A 19,435-nucleotide genomic window follows, 5' to 3' on the forward strand; every position below is an offset into this window, starting at 1 on the left:
TGACCGCGCGGACGGGTGGCGTACACCTCGGCGTCTGAGACTGTTCCGTCATGGCACATGATGCGCCGCCGGCGCGCGGGGCCCGCCTGGGGCGGGCGGCCGGCGCGACCGGCTCGGTCTCAACGGTCAGTGGTGTGGTGCTCCTTCTCCCCGGAGCGTCCAGATTGTCCCCCGGTCCGGTGCGTCCGCTGGCGCGGGCCCTGGCCCGTGCGGGCGCGGCGGACGGGCTGGTCACGCACCAGGTCATCCACGGCGCGGGAACCCGCGAAGGGGACGCCGAGTGGGCGGCGGACGAGGTGGTCCGCCGGTACGGGGACGTACCGGTGTGTCTGGCCGGCTACGACGCGGGCGGCCGGGCGGCGCTCGCCGCGGCGGGCCACGAAGCCGTCAACTCCGTTCTGGCACTCGCCCCTTCGCTCCCCCACCCGTCGGACTCGGACTCCCCCGAACCGGTGAAGCAGCTCTCGGGCCGCCGGGTCCTGATCGTGCACGGCACCAACGACGCCCGCAGCGACCCGGAGTTGTCCTACCGCTTGGCGACCCGGGCCAAGAAGGCGAACCGCACGACGTGCCGCTTCGAGGTGCACTCCGACGGACACGGGCTGCGCGAGCACCAGGACGAAGTCGTGGCCCTGTCCGTGGACTTCGTCCTGGGATCCGTGTTCTCCGGGCCCTATTCGCGGCCGGTCACCGACGCGCTGGCGGCTCCCCCGCCGCTGGGCCTGCGGATGCCGCTGGCCTCCGGCTACGGGCGGTCCCTGCGCGGCTGAAGCCGGCGGGAGCGCGCCCGGATGCGGTGGTGGTCGCGCGGGGCCGTCCGTGCCGGCCGCGCCGTCCCCTCCCGGTCGGATGACACGGGCGGGCCCGGCGCGACCACCTTGAGGCACACGCCCGCGCGAGGGCGCGGTGCCAGGTCGGCGAAGCGCGGACTCAGGATGCCCGCGCCCTCCCCCGAGAACGCCGTGGTACCACTGTGCCGGTTCGGCCTATCCTCACGAAGATCGGAGGGCATCGTCTTGGTGCCTTGCGGGAACACGAGGGGTTTACACATCGGCACAGTCCGGGACGAATATGCACATGCCATCGGATGAAACGGACCAACTGAGCTCCGTGGCCCGGCGTCTCTACGGGTACGCGGCCGAGCGGCACGCCTTCTCCGAGGCGGAGGCCGGCGAGGCGCTCGGCGAGTCCGTGGCCTCCGCCGTCGCCGAACTCGCGGCGGCCCACCTGATCCAGCCCGGCCCCCGTCCGGTCGCCGGCGCGGACGGCAGCCACCCCGACGGGCCGGCGCGGACGTCCTGGAGCGCCGTGTCCCCGCGGGCCGCGGTGGCCCGGACGCTGGCCCCGCTGGCGCTGCGGGTGCGCGAGACGCACGACGAGATGGACCGGCTGCGCGTCCGGCTGGAGGAGCTGGTCCCCGCCTACGAGTCGGGCACCGAGCTGCGCGACCGGGGCGGGGCGAACGCCCTGGAGCTGGTCACCGATCCGGCCGCGCTGCAGGACCTGATCGGGGAGCTCGTCGCCTCGGCCGAGTCCGAGGTGCTGACCTGTCACCCGGGCGGCGGCCGCAGCCCGGCCACCCTGGAGGGGGCGGTGGTGCGGGACGAGGCGATGCTGGCCCGGGGCGTGCGGATGCGCACCCTCTACCAGCACACCGCCCGCTACTCCCGCCCGACGGCCGCCTACGTGGAGCGGGTGACCGCGCTCGGCTCGCAGGTCCGTACCGTCGGCGACGGGCTGATGCGGATGATCCTCGTCGACCGGCACACCGGGCTGATGGAGGTGCAGGACGACATCAAGGCGGCGCTGGTGGTGCGCGAGCCCAACGTCGTGCAGTTCATGGTGCAGACCTTCGAGCGCACCTGGGCGGAGGCCGAGCCCTTCAGCACCACCGTCGGGCCGGACCAGGCCCGTTCCATCTCCGACGAGCTGCGCCAGACCATCGTGCGGCTGCTGGCGGAGGGGCTGGAGGACAAGGTCATCGCCCGGCGGCTGGGCATGTCGGAGCGGACCTGTCAGCGCCACATCGCCGAGATCATGCGGGCGGTGGGGGCCAAGTCCCGCTTCCAGGCCGGGTTCCTGCTCTCGGCGACGGCTGCGGCCACGGCCTCCGCGACGGCTTCCGCGGCCGCCCCCTCGACGGCCTCCGCTACGGCCCCCGCGACGGCCGAGGCCTCAGCGACCGCCGCGGCCTGCGCCTCGCCCGAGGCCCCGCTCACTCTCCCCCCGGCTGGAGCTCCGGAATCAGCCGTCCCCGACGGGACAGCAGGAACCGCTTGAACTCCGCCACCGGAGGCGTGTCCGGGTGCCCGTCGAGCCAGGCCACCCCGATCTCGCGGACGGCCCGCGGGGCGGTGACCGTCAGCTCGACGACCCCGGGCCGGGCCACCGCGGGCGGCGGCAGCAGCGCCACGCCGAGACCGGCGGCGACGAGCCCGCGCAGGGTCTCGGCCTCCTCCCCCTCGAAGGCGACCCGCGGCGTGAACCCGGCCTCCGCGCACAGGTCGTCGGTGATGCGGCGCAGCCCGTAGCCGGCCTCCAGCGTGACGAAGGTTTCCTCGGCGGCCTCCGCGAGGCGGATGCGCTTGCGCGTCGCGAGCCGGTGGTCGTCGGGGACCACCAGGCGCAGCCGCTGTTCGTCGAGCCGGCGGGCCACCAGGTCCGGGGCGTCGGGCAGCGGCGAGGTCAGGCAGAGGTCGAGCTCGCCGGCGCGCAGCTTCTCCAGCATGGCCTCGCCGTAGTTCTGGACCAGGGAGAACCGCACGCCGGGGTGGTCGGCCCGGAAGGCCCGGATCAGGCCCGGCACGGTCTCGGGGCCCAGGGTGTGCAGGAAGCCGAAGGCGACCTTGCCGAAGGACGGGTCGGCGTCCTGCTGTACGGAGCCGGCGGCGCGGGCGATCTCGGCCAGCGAGCGCTCCGCCGAGGCGAGGAAGGTGCGTCCGGCCGTGGTGAGCGCGACGGTGCGGCCCTTGCGGGCGAACAGCGTGACGCCCAGGTCCTGTTCGAGGCGGACCATGGCCCGCGACAGGGTGGACTGCGGGACGCCCAGCTCGTGCGCGGCGCGGGTGACGTGCTCGTGCCGGGCGACGGCGACGAAGTAGGCGAGGCGCGGGGCCAGCGCATGTGTCACGGCCATGTCTTCTTCGTAACGACTCATCGATAGGCACCCATCTGACCTGCACTGATGCACGGATGGATTGATTATCTCGAATCTGCGCATTGGACGCATGAAAAGCAGGACCCTACCGTCGTACGCATGCCTCCCGCTCATACCGGGGCACCCGTCATCCCGGGTGCCTCCACCCCGTCGTTCCGTGCCTCCGCACCCGAGGCGCACGAGCCCGGCCGTCCCGGCTACCGCCGCCTCAGCCTCGCGCTCTTCGCCGCCGGCCTGGCCACCTTCGCCCTCCTCTACTCCACCCAGGCGCTGCTGCCCGCGATCTCCGACGGGTTCGGCGTGACGGCGGGTCAGGCCAGCTGGACGGTCTCCGCGGCCACCGGTGCGCTCGCCCTGTTCGTCCTGCCGCTCAGCGCGCTCTCGGAGCGCTTCGGCCGGACCCGGATGATGACCTGGTCCATGGTGATCGCGGTCGGCGTCGGCCTCCTCGTGCCCTTCGCGCCGAACCTGGAGTGGCTGATCGCGCTGCGCGCCGTCCAGGGCGCGGCGATCGCCGGCATCCCGGCCTCCGCGATGGCGTACCTGGCGGAAGAGGTGAAGCCGAAGGCGCTGGTCGCCGCGATCGGCCTGTTCGTGGCGGGCAACTCCATCGGCGGCATGAGCGGCCGCCTCGTGACGGGCTGGGCGGCCCAGGTCTGGGGCTGGCGCGGCGGGCTGCTGACCGTCGGCCTGATGTCGCTGGCCTGCGCGGCGGCGTTCCTGGCCCTGCTGCCCCGGGCCCGGTTCTTCCGGCCGGCCTCGCTGAACCCGCGCGCGGTGGGACGTACCGTCTCCGGGCACCTGCGCGATCCGCTGCTGCTGCGGCTGTACGGGATCGGCGCGCTGTTCATGACCGTGTTCGGGGCGGTGTACACGGTCATCGGCTACCGCCTGGTGGACGAGCCGTTCTCGCTCGGGCAGGGCCTCATCGGCTCGATCTTCCTGGTCTACCTGGTCGGTACGGTCTCCTCGGCGGCGGCCGGGCAGCTGGTGGCCCGGCTGGGCCGGCGCGGTGCGCTGTACCTGGCGGTGACCACGACGGCGGCGGGCCTGTTCCTGTCCCTCGCGGAGTCGCTCACGGCGATCCTGCTGGGCCTGGTCCTGATCACGGCGGGCTTCTTCGCGGGCCACGCGGTGGCCTCCGCGGCGGTGAGCCGTACGGCGAAGACGGGCCGCGCGCAGGCCTCGGCGCTCTACCAGTCGGCGTACTACGTCGGCTCCAGCGCCGGCGGCACGCTGGGCGCCCTCGCCTACCACTCGGCGGGCTGGGCGGCCACGGTCACCCTCGCGCTGCTCGCGGTCGCCGGGGTCGTCACGATCACCCTGTACGGGTCCCACGCGGCCCGCACGGCCCGGATCGCGGCGCTGGCGGCGCGCTGAGGGCCGAGGGCCGAGGGCCGAGGGCCGAGGGCCGAGGGCTGAGGGGTGCCGCACGAGCTGCCCCGCAAGTGGCCCGCAACCGGCGGATGGCATGATCGCCGATCATGTCCACAGTCAACATTCACCTCATACTCGGCAGCACGGTCAGCATGATCATCCCGGCCCGCGTGGTGGAGTCGGGCGACGCCGGCCTGCTGGTGTGGGTGGCCCCGGGCACCCCGCTCTGGCGCGCCACCATCCCGCCCGGCACCCACCTGCGGGACCTGCCGCCGGAGGGCTCGTACCCGCTGCGGGCCGACCGGTGGCGGCACGGGGGCGCGCTGATCCTGCAGCCGGCCGGGGCGGGGCACGCGGTGTGGTGGAGCTTCACGCTGGAGCAGGAGTTCCGCAGCTGGTACGTGAACCTCGAATCCCGTGTCCGCACCCCCGACGGCGCGGACGTCCACGTGACCGATCAGGAACTCGACATCACGGTGACCCCGGACCGCGCGTGGGAGTGGAAGGACGAGGAGTCCTTCGCCGCGAAGACCGGCCACCCGGTGTACTGGACCCCGGCCGAGGCCGCCGCCATCCGCGCGGAGGGCGTCCGCGTCACCCGCCTCATCGACGCGGCCGCCTACCCCTTCGACGGCACCTGGTGCGACTTCCGCCCCCCGAAGTCCTGGCCCGTCCCGACCCGCCCGCCGCTCGCCCTCGCCCCGGTCACGGCCCCGTCGGGGGTGCTCCTGCTGGGCAAGGCCGGCTGGATCGACCACCGCCAGGACGGCGCCCCGCGGCTGTCCGACCGCGCCCTGGCCATGGCGGCGACGGGCGGCGGCCACCTCCACGACGGCGGGGCGGCCGGTCCCGAGCCGTGGGGCTTCGAGGCCGTGGCCGTGCCCGCCGCCACCGACCGCCCCCTGCCGGTACGGGCCTGGACCTCACCGTCCCCCTTCGACGGTGAACCGGTGATCTCGGCCCTGGAGATATCCCTCGGCCTCCCCTGGAACCACGGTCCGGACCCGGTCCCCCTCGGCGACCTCCCGGTCGACCGCTGCGGCATGGTGGTGGGAGACGCCGTGGCCCTGGACGCCTTCGAGGGCCTGAACGGCGACGCCGCGAACGGCCTGGCGGACGTCACCTACTGGGGCAGGTACGAGGACGAGGCCCAGGCGGTGTTCGGCGGCGAGCCGACCCCTCAGAACCCCGACGGCTCCGGGCCGCGCGGCTTCCTCGACCTCCCGCTCGCCGAGGCGGCGGCCCTCGCCGGGCGGATGGAGGACTGGGTCCGCGAAGGCCCGGGCAACGGCCTGATGGTCGCGCTGGACGCCCACACCGACTACCACCGCTCCCGGCGCGCCGGCTGGGGCCACCCGGTGCTGGCCGGGGCCGTCGAGGTCGGCGGGTGCCGGGTGCTCGGGCTGGGCTGGGACCCGGGTGACCACTCCGAGCGGCACCGGGGTGAACGGGCGGACGGACAGGTGTACCCGGTCACCCTGGAGGAGCGTGCGGGCGAGACGGTGCTGCGGTGGACCATCCCTGCCTGCGAAGCCCCGCTCGAAGACGATGCCGGGGACGGAGCCGGGCTCTGACCTGCGGCGGGCCCGCGCGGACCCGGTGCGCCGCCGCGTGCCGGGCTGCGGTTGTCAGACCCCTCGGGTAGCGTCCGAAGTATCGGGAACTACCAGGGGGATCAAGGGACATGACCGAAGCCACCGACCTCGCGCCCGAGCTCGACGCGGCGCTCGACCGGTATCGCGTCGAGCTCACCGGGTACTGCTACCGCATGCTCGGCTCGGCCTTCGATGCCGAGGACGCGGTGCAGGACACGTACGTCCGTGCCTGGCGGAGCTTCGAGAAGTTCGAGGGGCGGTCCTCCCTGCGGTCGTGGCTGTACCGGATCGCGACCAACGTCTGTCTGGACCTGCTGAACGCGGGGAACAAGCGGGCCCGGCCGATGGACCTGAGCGCTCCGCAGCACCAGGCGTCCGCCGTGCTCAACGAGCGGCCCGAGGTGACCTGGCTGGAGCCGGTGCCCGACGGGCGGGTGCTGCCGCAGACCGCCGACCCGGCGGAGATGGCGCTGGCGAAGGAGTCCGTACGGCTCGCGTTCGTCGCCGCGCTCCAGCACCTGCCGGCCAAGCAGCGGGCCGTGCTGATCCTGCGCGAGGTGCTGGCCTGGAAGGCCGACGAGGTCGCCACCCTGCTCGACACCACCGTGGCGTCGGTGAACAGCGCACTGCAGCGGGCCCGCGCCACGCTCGCCGCCACCCGGATCCGGGAGAGCGAGTCCGCGGACCCGCTGGACGCCGACCAGGTCAAGCTGCTGGAGCAGTACCTCGCCGCCTTCGAGGCGTACGACATCTCCCGGCTGACCACCCTGCTCCACGAGGACGCGGTGCTGTCGATGCCGCCGTTCGACCTGTGGCTCCAGGGCCACGAGGACATCGCGGCCTGGCACCTGAACCAGGGCATCGGCTGCAAGGGCTCGCGGATGATCCCGACCACGGCGAACGGCATGCCCGCCTTCGGCCAGTACCGGCCGCGGGAGGACGGGCAGCCGGGCTGGACCCCGTGGGCGCTCCAGGTGCTGGAGGTGTCAGACGGGAAGATCACCGGGCTGAACGCCTTCCTGGACACCGCCCGGTGGTTCCCGCTCTTCGGGCTCCCCGAGCAGCTCGACGAGTCCTACGAGGTGCAGCAGGGCGCGTAGTGGGGGCGGGGCCCCGGTGACCCGGAAGGGGATGCCGAAGCGCCGGGCGGTCAGGGCTGCGCGAGCGAGGGCCTGGACGGTCGCGAGGGTGGGTGAGGCGACCGCGCCTGCGTCGCACACCACCCCGTCGGGCCCGTCCCGGCACAGTGTGCGCACGCACGCGCACAGCTCGGCGGCATCCGGCTCGGGCCCTTCCAGGGCCAAGGTTCTGATCTCCACATGAGGGCAGACCCCTGGCCTCGCCCGAACTCATCGGTAGGGCCGGAAGAAGCCCTTACGGCCGGGGCCAGGAGAAGGTGTCGAGGGTCAGGTTGATCGGCTCGGGCACATGGACGGCTTCGCCGAACTTGGCCGCCGACAGAACGCGGTACTTTCCGTCGCTGGGCTCGCCGTACAGGTGGATGGTGGGGATGCCGCTGGAGTGCGGGTCGATGAGGAGGTAAAGCGGGACACCTGCCGCCGCGTAACCCTTGAGTTTCGCGACGCGGTCGTTGGCCGCGTTCGACCTCGAGGTGATCTCGACGACGAGCTCTGCGACGGCTGCGGGGACGAAGTTCTCCCCCTTGGTAACCGCATCCCTCGGTACGACGGCAAGGTCCGGGATGTAGAGGCCGCTGCGGCTCGGAACCGCAAGGTTGAGGGTCTGGAAGACACCCCAGTCGGCTGGGATCACGGAGTACAGGCGGCTCTGCACCAGCTCCGCGATCAGGTTGTGATTGTTGACGGGCGGTGGTGCCACGGTGATGATCCCCTCGATGATCTCCACCTTGCAGCCCTCCGGTACGCCCATCTCCTCCCAGAGGTGGACGACCGAATCCCAGTCGTCACCGCTCGGAGGCTGGTGCTCGACTGCGAGTGCGCTCATGGTGTGCTCCTATCGCTTCGTCACCGATCCCAGCATGCAGAACGGGACCGGTGGTCGTCCACCGGTCCCGTTCAGCCGTACGAATGAGCGTGCAGGATTACGCGATGCGGTCCAGCACGATCGGCGTGGCCGAGAAGGCCGTGCCCGCCGCCGCGATGTCGAAGGTGCCCTCCAGGGACGCCAGCGCGTAGTCGAACTTCTCCGGGGTGTCCGTGTGCAGGGTCATCAGGGGCTGGCCCGCCGTGACCGTGTCGCCCGGCTTCGCGTGCATCTCGATGCCCGCGCCCGCCTGGACCGGGTCCTCCTTGCGCGCGCGGCCGGCGCCCAGGCGCCAGGCGCCCACGCCCACCCCGTACGCGTCCAGCCGCGTCAGCACGCCCGAGGACGGGGCCGTGACCACGTGCTGCTCGCGCGCGACGGGCAGCGCCGCGTCCGGGTCGCCGCCCTGGGCCGCGATCATCCGGCGCCACACGTCCATCGCGCGGCCGTCGGCCAGCGCCTTCGCCGGGTCGGCGTCCTTGATGCCCGCGGCGTCCAGCATTTCCCGGGCCAGGGCCAGGGTCAGCTCGACCACGTCCGAGGGGCCACCGCCCGCCAGGACCTCGACCGATTCGCGGATCTCCAGGGCATTGCCGGCGGTGAGGCCGAGCGGGGTGGACATGTCGGTGAGGAGAGCGACCGTCTTGACCCCGCTGTCCGTGCCCAGGCCGACCATCGTGCGGGCCAGCTCGCGCGCGTCCTCGATGTTCTTCATGAAGGCGCCGGTGCCGACCTTCACGTCGAGGACGAGGGAGCCGGTGCCCTCGGCGATCTTCTTGGACATGATCGAGGAGGCGATCAGCGGGATCGCCTCGACGGTGCCGGTCACGTCGCGCAGCGCGTAGAGCTTCTTGTCGGCCGGGGCCAGGCCGTCGCCGGCCGCGCAGATGACGGCGCCGGTGGTGTCCAGGACGTGCAGCATCTCCTCGTTGGAGAGCAGGGCGCGCCAGCCGGGGATGGACTCCAGCTTGTCCAGGGTGCCGCCGGTGTGGCCGAGGCCGCGGCCCGAGAGCTGCGGTACGGCCGCGCCGCAGGCGGCGACGAGCGGGGCCAGCGGCAGGGTGATCTTGTCGCCGACGCCGCCCGTGGAGTGCTTGTCCGCGGTCGGGCGGGAGAGGGAGTCGAAGTTCATCCGCTCGCCGCTGGCGATCATCGCGGCGGTCCAGCGGGCGATCTCGGTGCGGTTCATGCCGTTGAGCAGGATGGCCATCGCCAGCGCCGACATCTGCTCGTCGGCGACCACGCCGCGCGTGTACGCGTCGATGACCCAGTCGATCTGCTCGGGGCTCAGTTCACCGCGGTCGCGCTTGGTGCGGATGACGGAGATGACGTCCATGGAAGTGCTTCCTTCTACGCGCATAGAGAGAGGAGAGGGGATACCGGTCACCAAAGGATGGTGGAAGGACGGCGGCCCCCCGCCCGGCAGGGCGGAGGGCCGTCGCCGCGGCTATCTCAGGTGGTCCGGCCCGAAGGCCTGCGGCAGCATCGCGGAGAGCGGCAGGACCCCTTCCGGCGTCTCCACCTGGAGTTCGGCGCCGCCGAACTCGAAGAGGAGCTGGCGGCAGCGACCGCAGGGGACGAGGATCTCGCCCTTGCCGTCCACGCAGGTGAAGTGCGTCAGGCGGCCGCCGCCCGTGGCCTGGAGGGAGGAGACCAGCCCGCATTCGGCGCACAGGCCGAGCCCGTAGCTGGCGTTCTCCACGTTGCAGCCGACGACGGTGCGGCCGTCGTCGACCAGCGCCGCGACACCGACCGGGAAGCCGGAGTACGGGGCGTACGCCCGGGACATGGCGTCCCGGGCGGCCTCGCGCAGGGCCTCCCAGTCGGGAGCGGCCGTCACTTGCCCTGGCCCTTGCGGTACGGCATGCCGTCCGCCTTCGGCATGCGCAGGCGCTGCGCGGACAGCGCGAGCACCAGCAGCGTGGTCAGGTACGGGGCGGCGTCCACGAACTGGCTGGGCACCTGGTCGGTGAGTCCGTACCAGAGGAACAGCAGCACGGCGAAGACCGCCGAGATGCCGGCCGGGACGTAGCGCTTCTTGTAGAGCTGCCAGGCGACGACCAGGACGAGCAGGATCGCGATGAGCAGCAGCATCGCGTGGACGTTCTCGGCGCCGCCGCGCAGCTTGAGGCTGTCGGTGAAGCCGAACAGGCCGGCGCCCAGCGCCATGCCGCCCGGCATCCAGTTGCCGAAGATCATCGCGGCGAGGCCGATGTAGCCGCGGCCGCCGGTCTGGCCCTCCTGGTAGATCGGGCTGGCCACGATCGACAGGAACGCGCCGCCCAGGCCCGCGAGGGCGCCCGAGACGATCACGGCGATGTACTTGTACTTGTAGACGTTGACGCCGAGGGATTCGGCGGCGACGGGGTTCTCGCCGCAGGAGCGCAGCCGCAGGCCGAAGGTGGTGCGCCAGAGCACCCACCAGGTGCCGGGGATCAGCAGCAGCGCGACGACGGTCAGCAGCGACAGGCCGGTGACCAGACCGCCGACGACGCCCGCGACGTCGGAGACGAAGAACCAGTGCTTGCCCTGGAGGGTCGCCATCCAGTCCGACAACCCCGGCACGGTGATCTCGTAGATCGGCTCGACGCGCGGGGACTGCTTGGAGGAGCCGCCGGGCGCCTCGGCGAACGTGAAGTTCGACAGGTACTGGGTGAAGCCCAGGGCCAGGATGTTGATGGCCACACCGGAGACGATGTGGTTCACGTTGAAGGTGACCGTGATGATCGCGTGCAGCAGGCCGCCGATGGCGCCGCCGATCAGGCCGGCGATGACGCCGGTCCAGGGGCCCCACTGGTAGCCGGCCCAGGCACCGAACCAGGTGCCGAGGATCATCATGCCTTCGAGGCCGATGTTGACGACGCCCGCGCGCTCGGCCCACAGGCCGCCGAGGCCGGCGAGGCCGATCGGGACGGCGAGGGAGAGCGCTCCGGAGACCTGGCCGATGGAGGTCAGGTCGTCCGCGCCGCTGATCACGCGGACCAGCGAGACGAGCGCGAGGCCGCCCGCGATGATCAGCATGATCCACGGGAGGGTGAGCTTGGTGCGTCCGCTCGGCTTCTTGGGTGCGGCGCTGGTCGCGGAAACGGTGCTGGTGCTCACGCCGAGACCTCCTTCTCGGTCGTGATGGCGTGGCCTGCGGCCAGCTCCTCGCCGACCTTCTGCTGCTGGCGTCGGATCCCGTAACGGCGGACGAGCTCGTAGGAGACGACGACCGCGATCACGATCAGGCCCTTCATGATCGTGCCGATCTCCTTCGCGTATCCCTCCGTGTCGAGCGAGGCCGAGGCCTTGTCGATGAAGGCCATCAGGAACGCGGCGAAGAAGATGCCGACCGGGTGGTTGCGGCCGAGCAGCGCGATGGTGATGCCGGTGAAGCCGACACCGACCGGGAAGGACAGGCTGTACGTGTGGCTCTCGCCCAGCAGCACCGGCATGCCGGCGAGGCCGGCGACGGCGCCGGAGATGAGCATCGAGGTGATGATCATCTTCTTGGCGTCCACACCGGAGGCCTGCGCGGCGGACTCGCTGGCGCCGGTGGCGCGCAGGTCGAAGCCGAAGCGGGTGCGGCCCAGCACGAACCAGTAGACGATGCCCAGCGCGAAGGCGAGGAAGGTGAAGCCGTAGATCTCCAGGCCGTCACCGAGGGAGATCGCCGGGAACCAGCCCGACTTCGCGATCTCGCCGGTGGTGAGGTCGTTGGAGCCCGCGGGCTGGACGCCGAGGTTCTTCGGCAGGATCAGCCAGGCGATCAGGCTGGTGGCGATCGCGTTCAGCATGATCGTGGAGACGACCTCGCTGACTCCGCGCTTGGCCTTCAGGACGCCCGCGATGCCGGCCCAGAAGGCACCGACCAGCATGGCGACGATCACGATCAGCAGGATGTGCAGCGGGCCGGGCAGCGAGACCGCGGCGCCGACGACCGCCGACAGCATCGCCGCGAGACGGTACTGGCCGTCGACGCCGATGTTGAAGAGGTTCATCCGGAAGCCGACGGCCACGGCCAGGGCCGCCAGGTAGTACGTACCGGCCTGGTTGACGATGAGGACCTGGACGTCCTCGTAGCCCGCGTTCTCCACCATGAGCCGCAGCGGTTCGATCGGGTCCACACCCGTCGCCGCCAGCACGACCATGGTCAGCAGGAAGGCGGTGACCAGCGCGAGCGCGGGCCCGGCGAAGCCGAGGAGCAGCCGGTCCTTGTCGAGTTTCTTCATCGGGCCTCGTCCTCCGGGGAGTCGGTACGGGCATCCGTGCCGGCGTCGGAGCGGTTGTCGGTGGCTTCGGCGGCTTCTGCCGCCGCCTCTGCAGGTGCTTCGAGGTGCCCGGAAGCGGCGCCCGTCATGGCGGTGCCGAGCTCCTCCGGGGTCACGGTCGCGGGGTCGGCGTCCGCGACCAGGCGGCCGCGGTAGATGACGCGCAGGGTGTCGGACAGGCCGATGAGCTCGTCCAGGTCGGCGGAGATCAGCAGCACCGCCAGGCCTTCGCGGCGGGCCTCGCGGATCGCGTCCCAGATCTGCGCCTGCGCGCCGACGTCCACACCGCGGGTGGGGTGGGCGGCGATGAGGAACTTCGGGTTGTGGCTCATCTCGCGGCCGACGATCAGCTTCTGCTGGTTGCCGCCGGAGAGCGAGGCCGCGGTGACCTCGATGCCGGGCGTGCGGACGTCGTACTCGCGCACGATCCGCTCGGTGTCCTTGCGGGCGGCCTTCGGGTCGATGATGCCGCGCTTGGAGTTGGGGGCTTCGGTGACGTGGCCGAGGATGCGGTTCTCCCAGAGGGAGGACTCCAGCAGCAGACCGTGCCGGTGGCGGTCCTCGGGGATGTAGCCGATGCCGCCCTCGCGGCGCTTGCGCACCGGTGACTTGGTGATGTCCTTGCCGTCGAGGGTGATGACGCCCGCGTCGGGGGTCATCATGCCCATGAGGGCCTCGATCAGTTCGGTCTGGCCGTTGCCCTCGACGCCCGCGATGCCGAGGATCTCGCCCTTGTGGATCGTGAAGCTGATCCCGTCGAGCAGCAGGCGGCCGGCGACCGCGCTCTCGCGCAGGTTGGCGTCCGGCAGGCCCGGCGTGCGCGCGGTGTCCTCCGTGACGACGGGCACGCCGCCCTCGGCGACGGTCAGCCGCTCGACCTGGAGCATCGGGGTGGTGGTCACCGTGGACTCGCGGGTCTCCGGGGACGGCAGCTCGGAGCCGACCATCAGCTCGGCGAGCTGCTTGGTCGTGGTGGTCCGGGGGTCGGCGGTGCCGACCGTGGTGCCGCGCCGGATGACGGTGATGTCGTCGGCGACCTTCAGGACCTCGCCCAGCTTGTGCGAGATGAAGATGACGGTGAGGCCCTCGGCCTTGAGCTCGCGCAGGTTGTCGAAGAGCGCGTCGACCTCCTGCGGCACGAGCACGGCGGTCGGCTCGTCGAGGATGAGGATCTTCGCGCCGCGGTAGAGGACCTTGAGGATCTCCACGCGCTGGCGGTCGGCGACACCGAGGTCCTCGATCAGGACGTCGGGGCGCACGCCGAGGCCGTACGCGTCCGAGATCTCCTTGATCTTCTTGCGGGCCTTCGCGCCGATGCCGTAGAGCTTCTCGCCGCCGAGAACCACGTTCTCCAGGACGGTGAGGTTGTCGGCGAGCATGAAGTGCTGGTGCACCATGCCGATGCCGCGGGCGATGGCGTCGCCGGGGCTGCTGAAGGAGACCTGCTCCCCGTCGATGGCGATGGTGCCCTCGTCCGGCTTCTGCATGCCGTAGAGGATCTTCATCAGCGTCGACTTGCCGGCGCCGTTCTCGCCGACGAGGGCGTGGACCGTGCCCTTGCGGACGGTGATCGCGATGTCCTTGTTGGCGACGACGCCGGGGAAGCGCTTGGTGATGCCGTGCAGTTCTACGGCGGGGGGCGGGCTGGACGCGTTGATGACGCACTCTCCTTGGCGCGGAAGGAGCTGAAGACAGGGAGGGGACAGGGCGGGGGGAGAAAGTATCGCGTCCACGATGCTTCTACGCGCGTAGCACTGTCGAAAGTGAAAACTTGCGGCCAACCGGCCACAAGATCACATGAAACCACGGGACACGGGCCGGGGCCCGGGAGCGATGAGACCGCTTCCCGGACCCCGGGTATCACGTGTGCAGCGGGTCGGACCAGGCCTTACGGCGCGGTCTTGACCTCGATCTTCTTGGCGATGATGTCGGCCTTCGCCTTGTCGACCGCGGCGACGAGGTCGGTCATCTCCTTGTACTTCGGGTTGGAGTCGGCCAGGCCGACGCCGTCCTTGTCCAGGCCGTAGCGGACCTCACCGGACTGCGGCTTGCCGTCCTGGACCGACTTGATCAGGTTGTAGACCGAGTCGGAGACGTCCTTGGTGACCGAGGTCAGGATGAAGTCCTTGTACTTCGCCAGACCGGCCTGGTTGTACTGGTCCGAGTCGACGCCGATGGACCACTTGCCCTTGGCGGAGGCGGCCTCGATGGCACCGGAGCCGGCCAGACCGGCGGCCGAGTAGATCACGTCGGCGCCCTTGTCGAGCTGGCCCTCGGCCGCGGCCTTGCCCAGGTCGGGCTTGGCGAAGCCGTCGAAGTTCGGCGGCTGGGTCAGGTACTGGGTGAGCACCTTGGCGTTCGGGTTGGTGTCCTTGACGCCCTGGGCGAAGCCCGCCTCGAACTTCTTGATCAGCGGAACCTCGACACCGCCGATGAAGCCGACCGTGCCGGTCTTGGACGCCTTGGCGGCGGCGACGCCGGCCAGGTAGGAGCCCTGCTCCTCGTTGAAGACGAGGTTGGCGATGTTCTTCGCCTGCACCGAGGTGTCGTCGATGATGCCGAACGTGGTGTCCGGGAACTTCTCGGCGACCTTCTTGATGGCCGGCGCGTAGGCGAAGCCGACGCCGATGACCGGGTTGTTGCCCTTGCGGGCCAGCTCGGTGAGGCGCTGGACCTTGTCGGCCTCGCCCTCGCCGTCGGTGGGCTCCGCCTGGGCGCCCTTGATCTTGAGGTCCGTCTCGGCCTTGTGCAGACCCTCGTAGGCGGCATCGTTGAACGACTGGTCGCCGCGGCCACCGATGTCGTACGCGATGGCGGCGGACTTCTCCGCGGAGGAGGAGGAATCGGACGACGTGTCCGAGGACTTCTTACCGCCACAGGCGGTGGCCGAGAGGGCCAGCGCAGCGGACGCGATGCCCACGGTGGCGATCCTGGTGATCCGGCGCAAGGGGAGGCTCCTTCAAAACCTGACCGAAGCGCCACGACCGGCGCTGGTTTCGCCGAGATCGTAACGCGCGTAGATGTCAGTTAAAGGCCCGTTCATGAGTCGTTATCGGATCGTCGTGAACCAGACAGTGACCGATCAGTAACTGCCGACGCGTCCGGCCCATGTGTACCAAGGGCTGGACGCGTCCGCCGGATCAATCGCCGATTGTGTAAGAACTTCTACCCGGCCGACCCCGTGAGCCTGGCGCGTCGCCCGTCGAGAGGCGTGCCGTCGAGCAGCGCCGCGGCCGTGAAGAACTCCACGCCGACCCCGATCGCGTCCTCGTCCACGTCGAAGTCACCCCGGTGCAGATCCCGCTTCGCGGTGTCCCCGGGAGTACGGACGCCCAGGCGCGCCATGGCTCCGGGGACGTGCTCCAGGTACCAGGAGAAGTCCTCGCCGCCCAGGCTCTGCTCGGTGTCCTCGACCGAGTCGGCCCCGCGCCGGGCGCTCATCGCCTCGCGCAGCAGCTCGGTGACCACCGGATCGTTGACGACCGGGGGCACTCCGCGCACGTAGGTGATCTCCGACTTGGCCCGGTGCATCGAGGCGATCTCGTCGATGATCGCGTGGATCTGGTCGGGGGCCTCGTGCCAGGAAGCCAGGTCCAGGCACCGAACGGTTCCGGACAGTTCCGCGTGCATCGGGATGACGTTGCAGGCGTGCCCGGCCTCGATCCGGCCCCAGGTGACCGACATGCCCGAGCGGGCGTCCATCCGCTTGGTCAGCAGGGCCGGCAGGTCGAGGGCGAGCCGGGCGGCCGCCGTCACCAGGTCGGTGGTCAGGTGCGGACGGGCGGTGTGCCCGCCGGGACCCTCCAGGGTGACCTCCAGCCGGTCGCAGGCCGAGGTGATGGGCCCGGTGCGCAGGCCGATGCGGCCGGCGTCGACCCGGGGGTCGCAGTGCAGGGCGATGATCTTGCCCACGCCGTCCAGCACCCCGGAGTCGATGGCCTCGGTGGCGCCGCCGGGCAGCACCTCCTCGGCGGGCTGGAAGAGCAGCCGCACCGGCCGGGGCAGCTCGCCCCGGCGGTCGAGCTCGGCGAGGACCAGGCCGGCGCCGAGCACCACGGCGGTGTGCACGTCGTGGCCGCAGGCGTGGGCGCGGTCCGGGACGGTGGAGCGGTACGAGACGTGCGTCTTGGCATCCGGGATGGGCAGGGCGTCGATGTCCGCGCGCAGGGCCAGCATGGGACGTACCCCGTCCCAAGTGCCGACGTCACAGATGAGCCCGGTGCCCGACTTCAGCACCCGCGGGCGCAGGCCCGCTTTCTCCAGCCGGGCCTTGATCGCCGCCGTGGTGCGGAACTCCTGGTGTCCTAGCTCGGGATGCATGTGCAAGTCCCGGCGGAAGGCGATCAGTTCGGCACGCAGGTGGTCCGGAAGCTTGCCGGGCAGCTCGGGCCGGTCGGGCGTGCCGGGCAGGGCGGTCTGGGACTCGCGGGACATCAACTGGTTCACCCGTTTAAGGGTAGGCCCACCCATGGGTCAACTGGCTGGAGATCACCAAAAGTTCATGCCGTTAGGGGAAAGAAACCCGGCCTCTGGACGCATGACCGGATGGGGGCGCGGGTAAACTCGCGCGCTCACTCATGCACTCATCCGGCCGCCGGAGCCGTCTGAGCAGGAAGTCTGTGCACATCACGGGCGGTGTCGGTGACCCCGGCGAGGAAACCGCGGGCCCGCTCCGAAGCCGACGGGGTCAGCCAGCTCGGATCGACATCGCATACGGCCACGGTCACGCCGGTGCCGATCAGCGCGAACGGCAGGGTGTGGACGACCGTGGAAGGAAAGCTGACGATCGTCCGGCCGACCGGGCCCCGCCGGGCGATCAGCTCCAGCGGCAGGTCCGGACGGACGATTTCCAGCCCCGTCGCCTCGCTCAGGAGGCGCAGCTTCTCCGGGGATTCCCGGCGGTGGGCGAAGTAGCGGGTGGCGCCGTGTTCCAGGGTCAGGGCGCGCACCGCCTCCAGATAGCGGTCCGGGTCGACCACGCCGGTCTCCACCAGCGAGGTCCCGACCAGGTCGGTGCCCTTGGTCAGGCGGGGCGGGCCGAAACGGGCCCGGGTCCAGGCGAAGTCGTTGAGCCGGACGGTCATCCCGCCGTGGGCGGTCACCGGCATCGAGCTGAACACCTCGACCCGGCGGCGGCCGTCCTGCCCCGGGGTGAACCGGCGCCGGGCCGTCGCCGAGACCGGCGCGTACGCCAGCTCGCGCAGCCGGCCCGGCAGGCCCCCGCCGCCGACCCGGTGCCAGCGCACGAGGCGCTCGCCGCGGGCCGTCTGGGCGACGAACTCCATGGTCGCGGTGCCGTCGTCGACCACGACGAGCTCCTCGGCCCGGACGAGCGTGAGCAGGAGCTGCACGTAGCGGGAGAACGGATCCCCTATCACCACCCGTTCGGCCGCCCGCACCTCCCGCGCGAGCGCGGCGAAGGCCTTGAGCGGGGCGAACCGGCCGCCGCGGGCCTCCTGCCAGCGCACCTCGTGCCCCTCGTCCCGGGCCAGCCCCGCCATCCGGCGCAGCTGCCCCCGGGACATGGGGTCGGTGGGCGGGAGCACCACGATCCGCAGGCCCCCGGCGGCGGAGGCGGGCGCGGGCCGCGCTCCGGTCCCCCGGGCGGGCTGGCTCGGGACGGCCTTGAGCAGCCCGCCGCGCTGCGCGTGCGCCCATTCCAGGACGTTGAGGAGCTGGACCGGGCTCTCTACGAAAGCCAGGGTGCGGTCAGGGTCGGAGGGGGTCACCATGTACTCCTCGTCGATTCAGCCCCGCCCGGGGGCACCTCCCCGCGGTAGCCGGGGGAGTTCGAGGCGCGGGGTCCGGGGCGGAGCCCCAGGGGTCCGGGGGCCGGGGGCCAGAGGCCGGGGGCCAGGGGCCGGTGGGCGCTTATACGGTGGCGAGCTCGCCCTGGACGCGGCGGAGCTTCTTCATCGGGCCGAGCTCCGACTCGTACACCCGCTTCACCCCGTCCCCCAGCGCGGTCTCGATCGTGCGGATGTCGCGGACCAGGCGGGTCAGGCCGCCCGGCTCGACGGAGGCGGCCTGGTCGGAGCCCCACATCGCGCGGTCGAGGGTGATGTGGCGCTCGACGAAGGTGGCGCCGAGGGCGACGGCGGCCAGGGTGGTCTGCAGGCCCGTCTCGTGGCCGGAGTAGCCGATCGGGACGTTCGGGTACTCCTCCTGGAGGGTGTTGATCACCCGCAGGTTGAGCTCCTCGGCCTTGGCCGGGTACGTCGAAGTGGCGTGGCAGAGCAGGATGTTGGCGCTGCCGAGCACCTCCACCGCGTGCCGGATCTGCTTCGGGGTGGACATGCCGGTGGAGAGGACCACGGTGCGGCCGGTGGCGCGCAGCGCGCGCAGCAGCTCGTCGTCGGTGAGGGAGGCGGAGGCGACCTTGTGGGCGGGGACGTCGAACTTCTCCAGGAAGGCGACGGCCTCGGTGTCCCACGGGGAGGCGAACCAATCGATGCCGCGCTTGGCGCAGTGCTCGTCGATGGCGCGGTACTCGTCCTCGCCGAACTCCACGCGGTGGCGGTAGTCGATGTAGGTCATCCGGCCCCAGGGGGTGTCGCGCTCGATGTCCCACTGGTCGCGGGGGGTGCAGATCTCGGGGGTGCGCTTCTGGAACTTCACGGCGTCGCAGCCGGCTTCGGCGGCGGCGTCGATGAGGGCGAGGGCGTTGCCGAGGTCGCCGTTGTGGTTGATGCCGATCTCGCCGACGACGTAGACGGGGTGGCCCGGGCCTGCGGTGCGGGAGCCGAAGGTACGGAGGCGGGGGGCGGGGGTGACCGTCATGGCAGGGCTGTCCTTCGGAGCGTGGGGTGTGCGGGTACGAGGAGGTGCGGGCACGAGCGCCGGCACGGGGGTGTGCACTGCTGGGGTGTGGACTGCGGGGGTGTGGACTGCGGGGGTGTGGACCGAGGTGAGGAGGTGTGTGGGGGCCGGTGCGGCCAGGGGGGCGAGTACGGGGACGAGGGCGCGGGCGCGGGCCAGGTCGTGGGGGTCGTCGATCTCCAGCACCCGTGCGGGATCGGTGGCGACCGGGACGGTCCGCCCGAAGAAGC

Annotated in this window: 16 protein-coding genes; 5 read left to right on the forward strand and 11 right to left on the reverse strand. The window is 71.6% G+C overall.

Annotated elements, in window-relative coordinates:
- Positions 1 to 50: 50 nt before the first annotated feature.
- Together AC3IX6_RS13510 and AC3IX6_RS13515 are read left to right on the forward strand one after the other, a co-directional pair.
- Positions 51 to 770: an alpha/beta hydrolase gene (locus AC3IX6_RS13510; RefSeq protein ID WP_489370360.1), complete on the forward strand. Its 720-nt coding sequence runs from the start codon at positions 51 to 53 to the stop codon at positions 768 to 770.
- 307 nt (positions 771 to 1,077) lie between these two features.
- Entirely contained in the window at positions 1,078 to 2,280 is a 1,203-nt protein-coding gene (locus AC3IX6_RS13515; RefSeq protein WP_489370361.1) for a helix-turn-helix transcriptional regulator, read from the forward strand.
- On the opposite strand, the gene AC3IX6_RS13520 is transcribed toward AC3IX6_RS13515, so the two are convergent.
- Positions 2,216 to 3,157: a LysR family transcriptional regulator gene (locus tag AC3IX6_RS13520; RefSeq protein WP_489370362.1), complete on the reverse strand. Its 942-nt coding sequence runs from the start codon at positions 3,155 to 3,157 to the stop codon at positions 2,216 to 2,218. The two genes, AC3IX6_RS13515 and AC3IX6_RS13520, sit on opposite strands and share 65 nt — an antisense overlap.
- A 99-nt stretch (positions 3,158 to 3,256) precedes the next feature.
- On the opposite strand from AC3IX6_RS13520, the gene AC3IX6_RS13525 reads away from it, so the two are divergent.
- From AC3IX6_RS13525 to AC3IX6_RS13535, 3 genes are all read left to right on the forward strand, one after another.
- Positions 3,257 to 4,537 carry an MFS transporter gene (locus AC3IX6_RS13525; protein WP_489370363.1) on the forward strand — a complete coding sequence of 427 codons (1,281 nt, stop codon included), beginning with the start codon at positions 3,257 to 3,259 and terminating at the stop codon, positions 4,535 to 4,537.
- A gap of 104 nt (positions 4,538 to 4,641) precedes the next feature.
- The gene (locus tag AC3IX6_RS13530; RefSeq protein ID WP_489370365.1) at positions 4,642 to 6,108 is read left to right on the forward strand and encodes a ribonuclease FAU-1 family protein; all 1,467 of its coding nucleotides are present in this window, start codon (positions 4,642 to 4,644) and stop codon (positions 6,106 to 6,108) included.
- Between the two features lie 110 nt (positions 6,109 to 6,218).
- Positions 6,219 to 7,229, forward strand: a complete 1,011-nt coding sequence (locus AC3IX6_RS13535; RefSeq protein WP_489370367.1) for a sigma-70 family RNA polymerase sigma factor — start codon at positions 6,219 to 6,221, stop codon at positions 7,227 to 7,229.
- A 274-nt stretch (positions 7,230 to 7,503) separates the two neighbouring features.
- Here AC3IX6_RS13535 and AC3IX6_RS13540 read toward each other — a convergent pair whose 3' ends face one another.
- From AC3IX6_RS13540 to AC3IX6_RS13585, 10 genes are all read right to left on the reverse strand, one after another.
- Positions 7,504 to 8,094: a Uma2 family endonuclease gene (locus AC3IX6_RS13540; protein WP_489370368.1), complete on the reverse strand. Its 591-nt coding sequence runs from the start codon at positions 8,092 to 8,094 to the stop codon at positions 7,504 to 7,506.
- 97 nt (positions 8,095 to 8,191) lie between these two features.
- Entirely contained in the window at positions 8,192 to 9,469 is a 1,278-nt protein-coding gene (locus tag AC3IX6_RS13545; RefSeq protein ID WP_489370370.1) for a thymidine phosphorylase, read from the reverse strand.
- A 111-nt stretch (positions 9,470 to 9,580) separates the two neighbouring features.
- Positions 9,581 to 9,973: a cytidine deaminase gene (locus tag AC3IX6_RS13550; RefSeq protein WP_351379031.1), complete on the reverse strand. Its 393-nt coding sequence runs from the start codon at positions 9,971 to 9,973 to the stop codon at positions 9,581 to 9,583.
- On the reverse strand, positions 9,970 to 11,235 hold the full coding sequence (locus tag AC3IX6_RS13555; RefSeq protein ID WP_489370372.1) for an ABC transporter permease: 1,266 nt from the start codon (positions 11,233 to 11,235) through the stop codon (positions 9,970 to 9,972). Before AC3IX6_RS13555 ends, AC3IX6_RS13550 begins: the two co-directional genes overlap by 4 nt.
- Positions 11,232 to 12,347, reverse strand: a complete 1,116-nt coding sequence (locus AC3IX6_RS13560; RefSeq protein ID WP_489370374.1) for an ABC transporter permease — start codon at positions 12,345 to 12,347, stop codon at positions 11,232 to 11,234. Before AC3IX6_RS13560 ends, AC3IX6_RS13555 begins: the two co-directional genes overlap by 4 nt.
- Positions 12,344 to 14,044 (reverse strand): ABC transporter ATP-binding protein, encoded by a 1,701-nt coding sequence (locus tag AC3IX6_RS13565; protein ID WP_489371439.1) that lies wholly within the window; start codon positions 14,042 to 14,044, stop codon positions 12,344 to 12,346. Before AC3IX6_RS13565 ends, AC3IX6_RS13560 begins: the two co-directional genes overlap by 4 nt.
- Before the next feature lie 230 nt (positions 14,045 to 14,274).
- Entirely contained in the window at positions 14,275 to 15,333 is a 1,059-nt protein-coding gene (locus tag AC3IX6_RS13570) for a BMP family lipoprotein (RefSeq protein WP_489370375.1), read from the reverse strand.
- Between the two features lie 218 nt (positions 15,334 to 15,551).
- Positions 15,552 to 16,820 carry an amidohydrolase gene (locus AC3IX6_RS13575; RefSeq protein ID WP_489371440.1) on the reverse strand — a complete coding sequence of 423 codons (1,269 nt, stop codon included), beginning with the start codon at positions 16,818 to 16,820 and terminating at the stop codon, positions 15,552 to 15,554.
- 149 nt (positions 16,821 to 16,969) lie between these two features.
- Entirely contained in the window at positions 16,970 to 18,118 is a 1,149-nt protein-coding gene (locus AC3IX6_RS13580) for a hypothetical protein (RefSeq protein WP_489370376.1), read from the reverse strand.
- Between the two features lie 139 nt (positions 18,119 to 18,257).
- Entirely contained in the window at positions 18,258 to 19,166 is a 909-nt protein-coding gene (locus AC3IX6_RS13585) for an N-acetylneuraminate synthase family protein (protein ID WP_489371441.1), read from the reverse strand.
- Positions 19,167 to 19,435 lie beyond the last annotated feature (269 nt).

Source organism: Streptomyces sp. GL_141, from assembly GCF_057834385.1.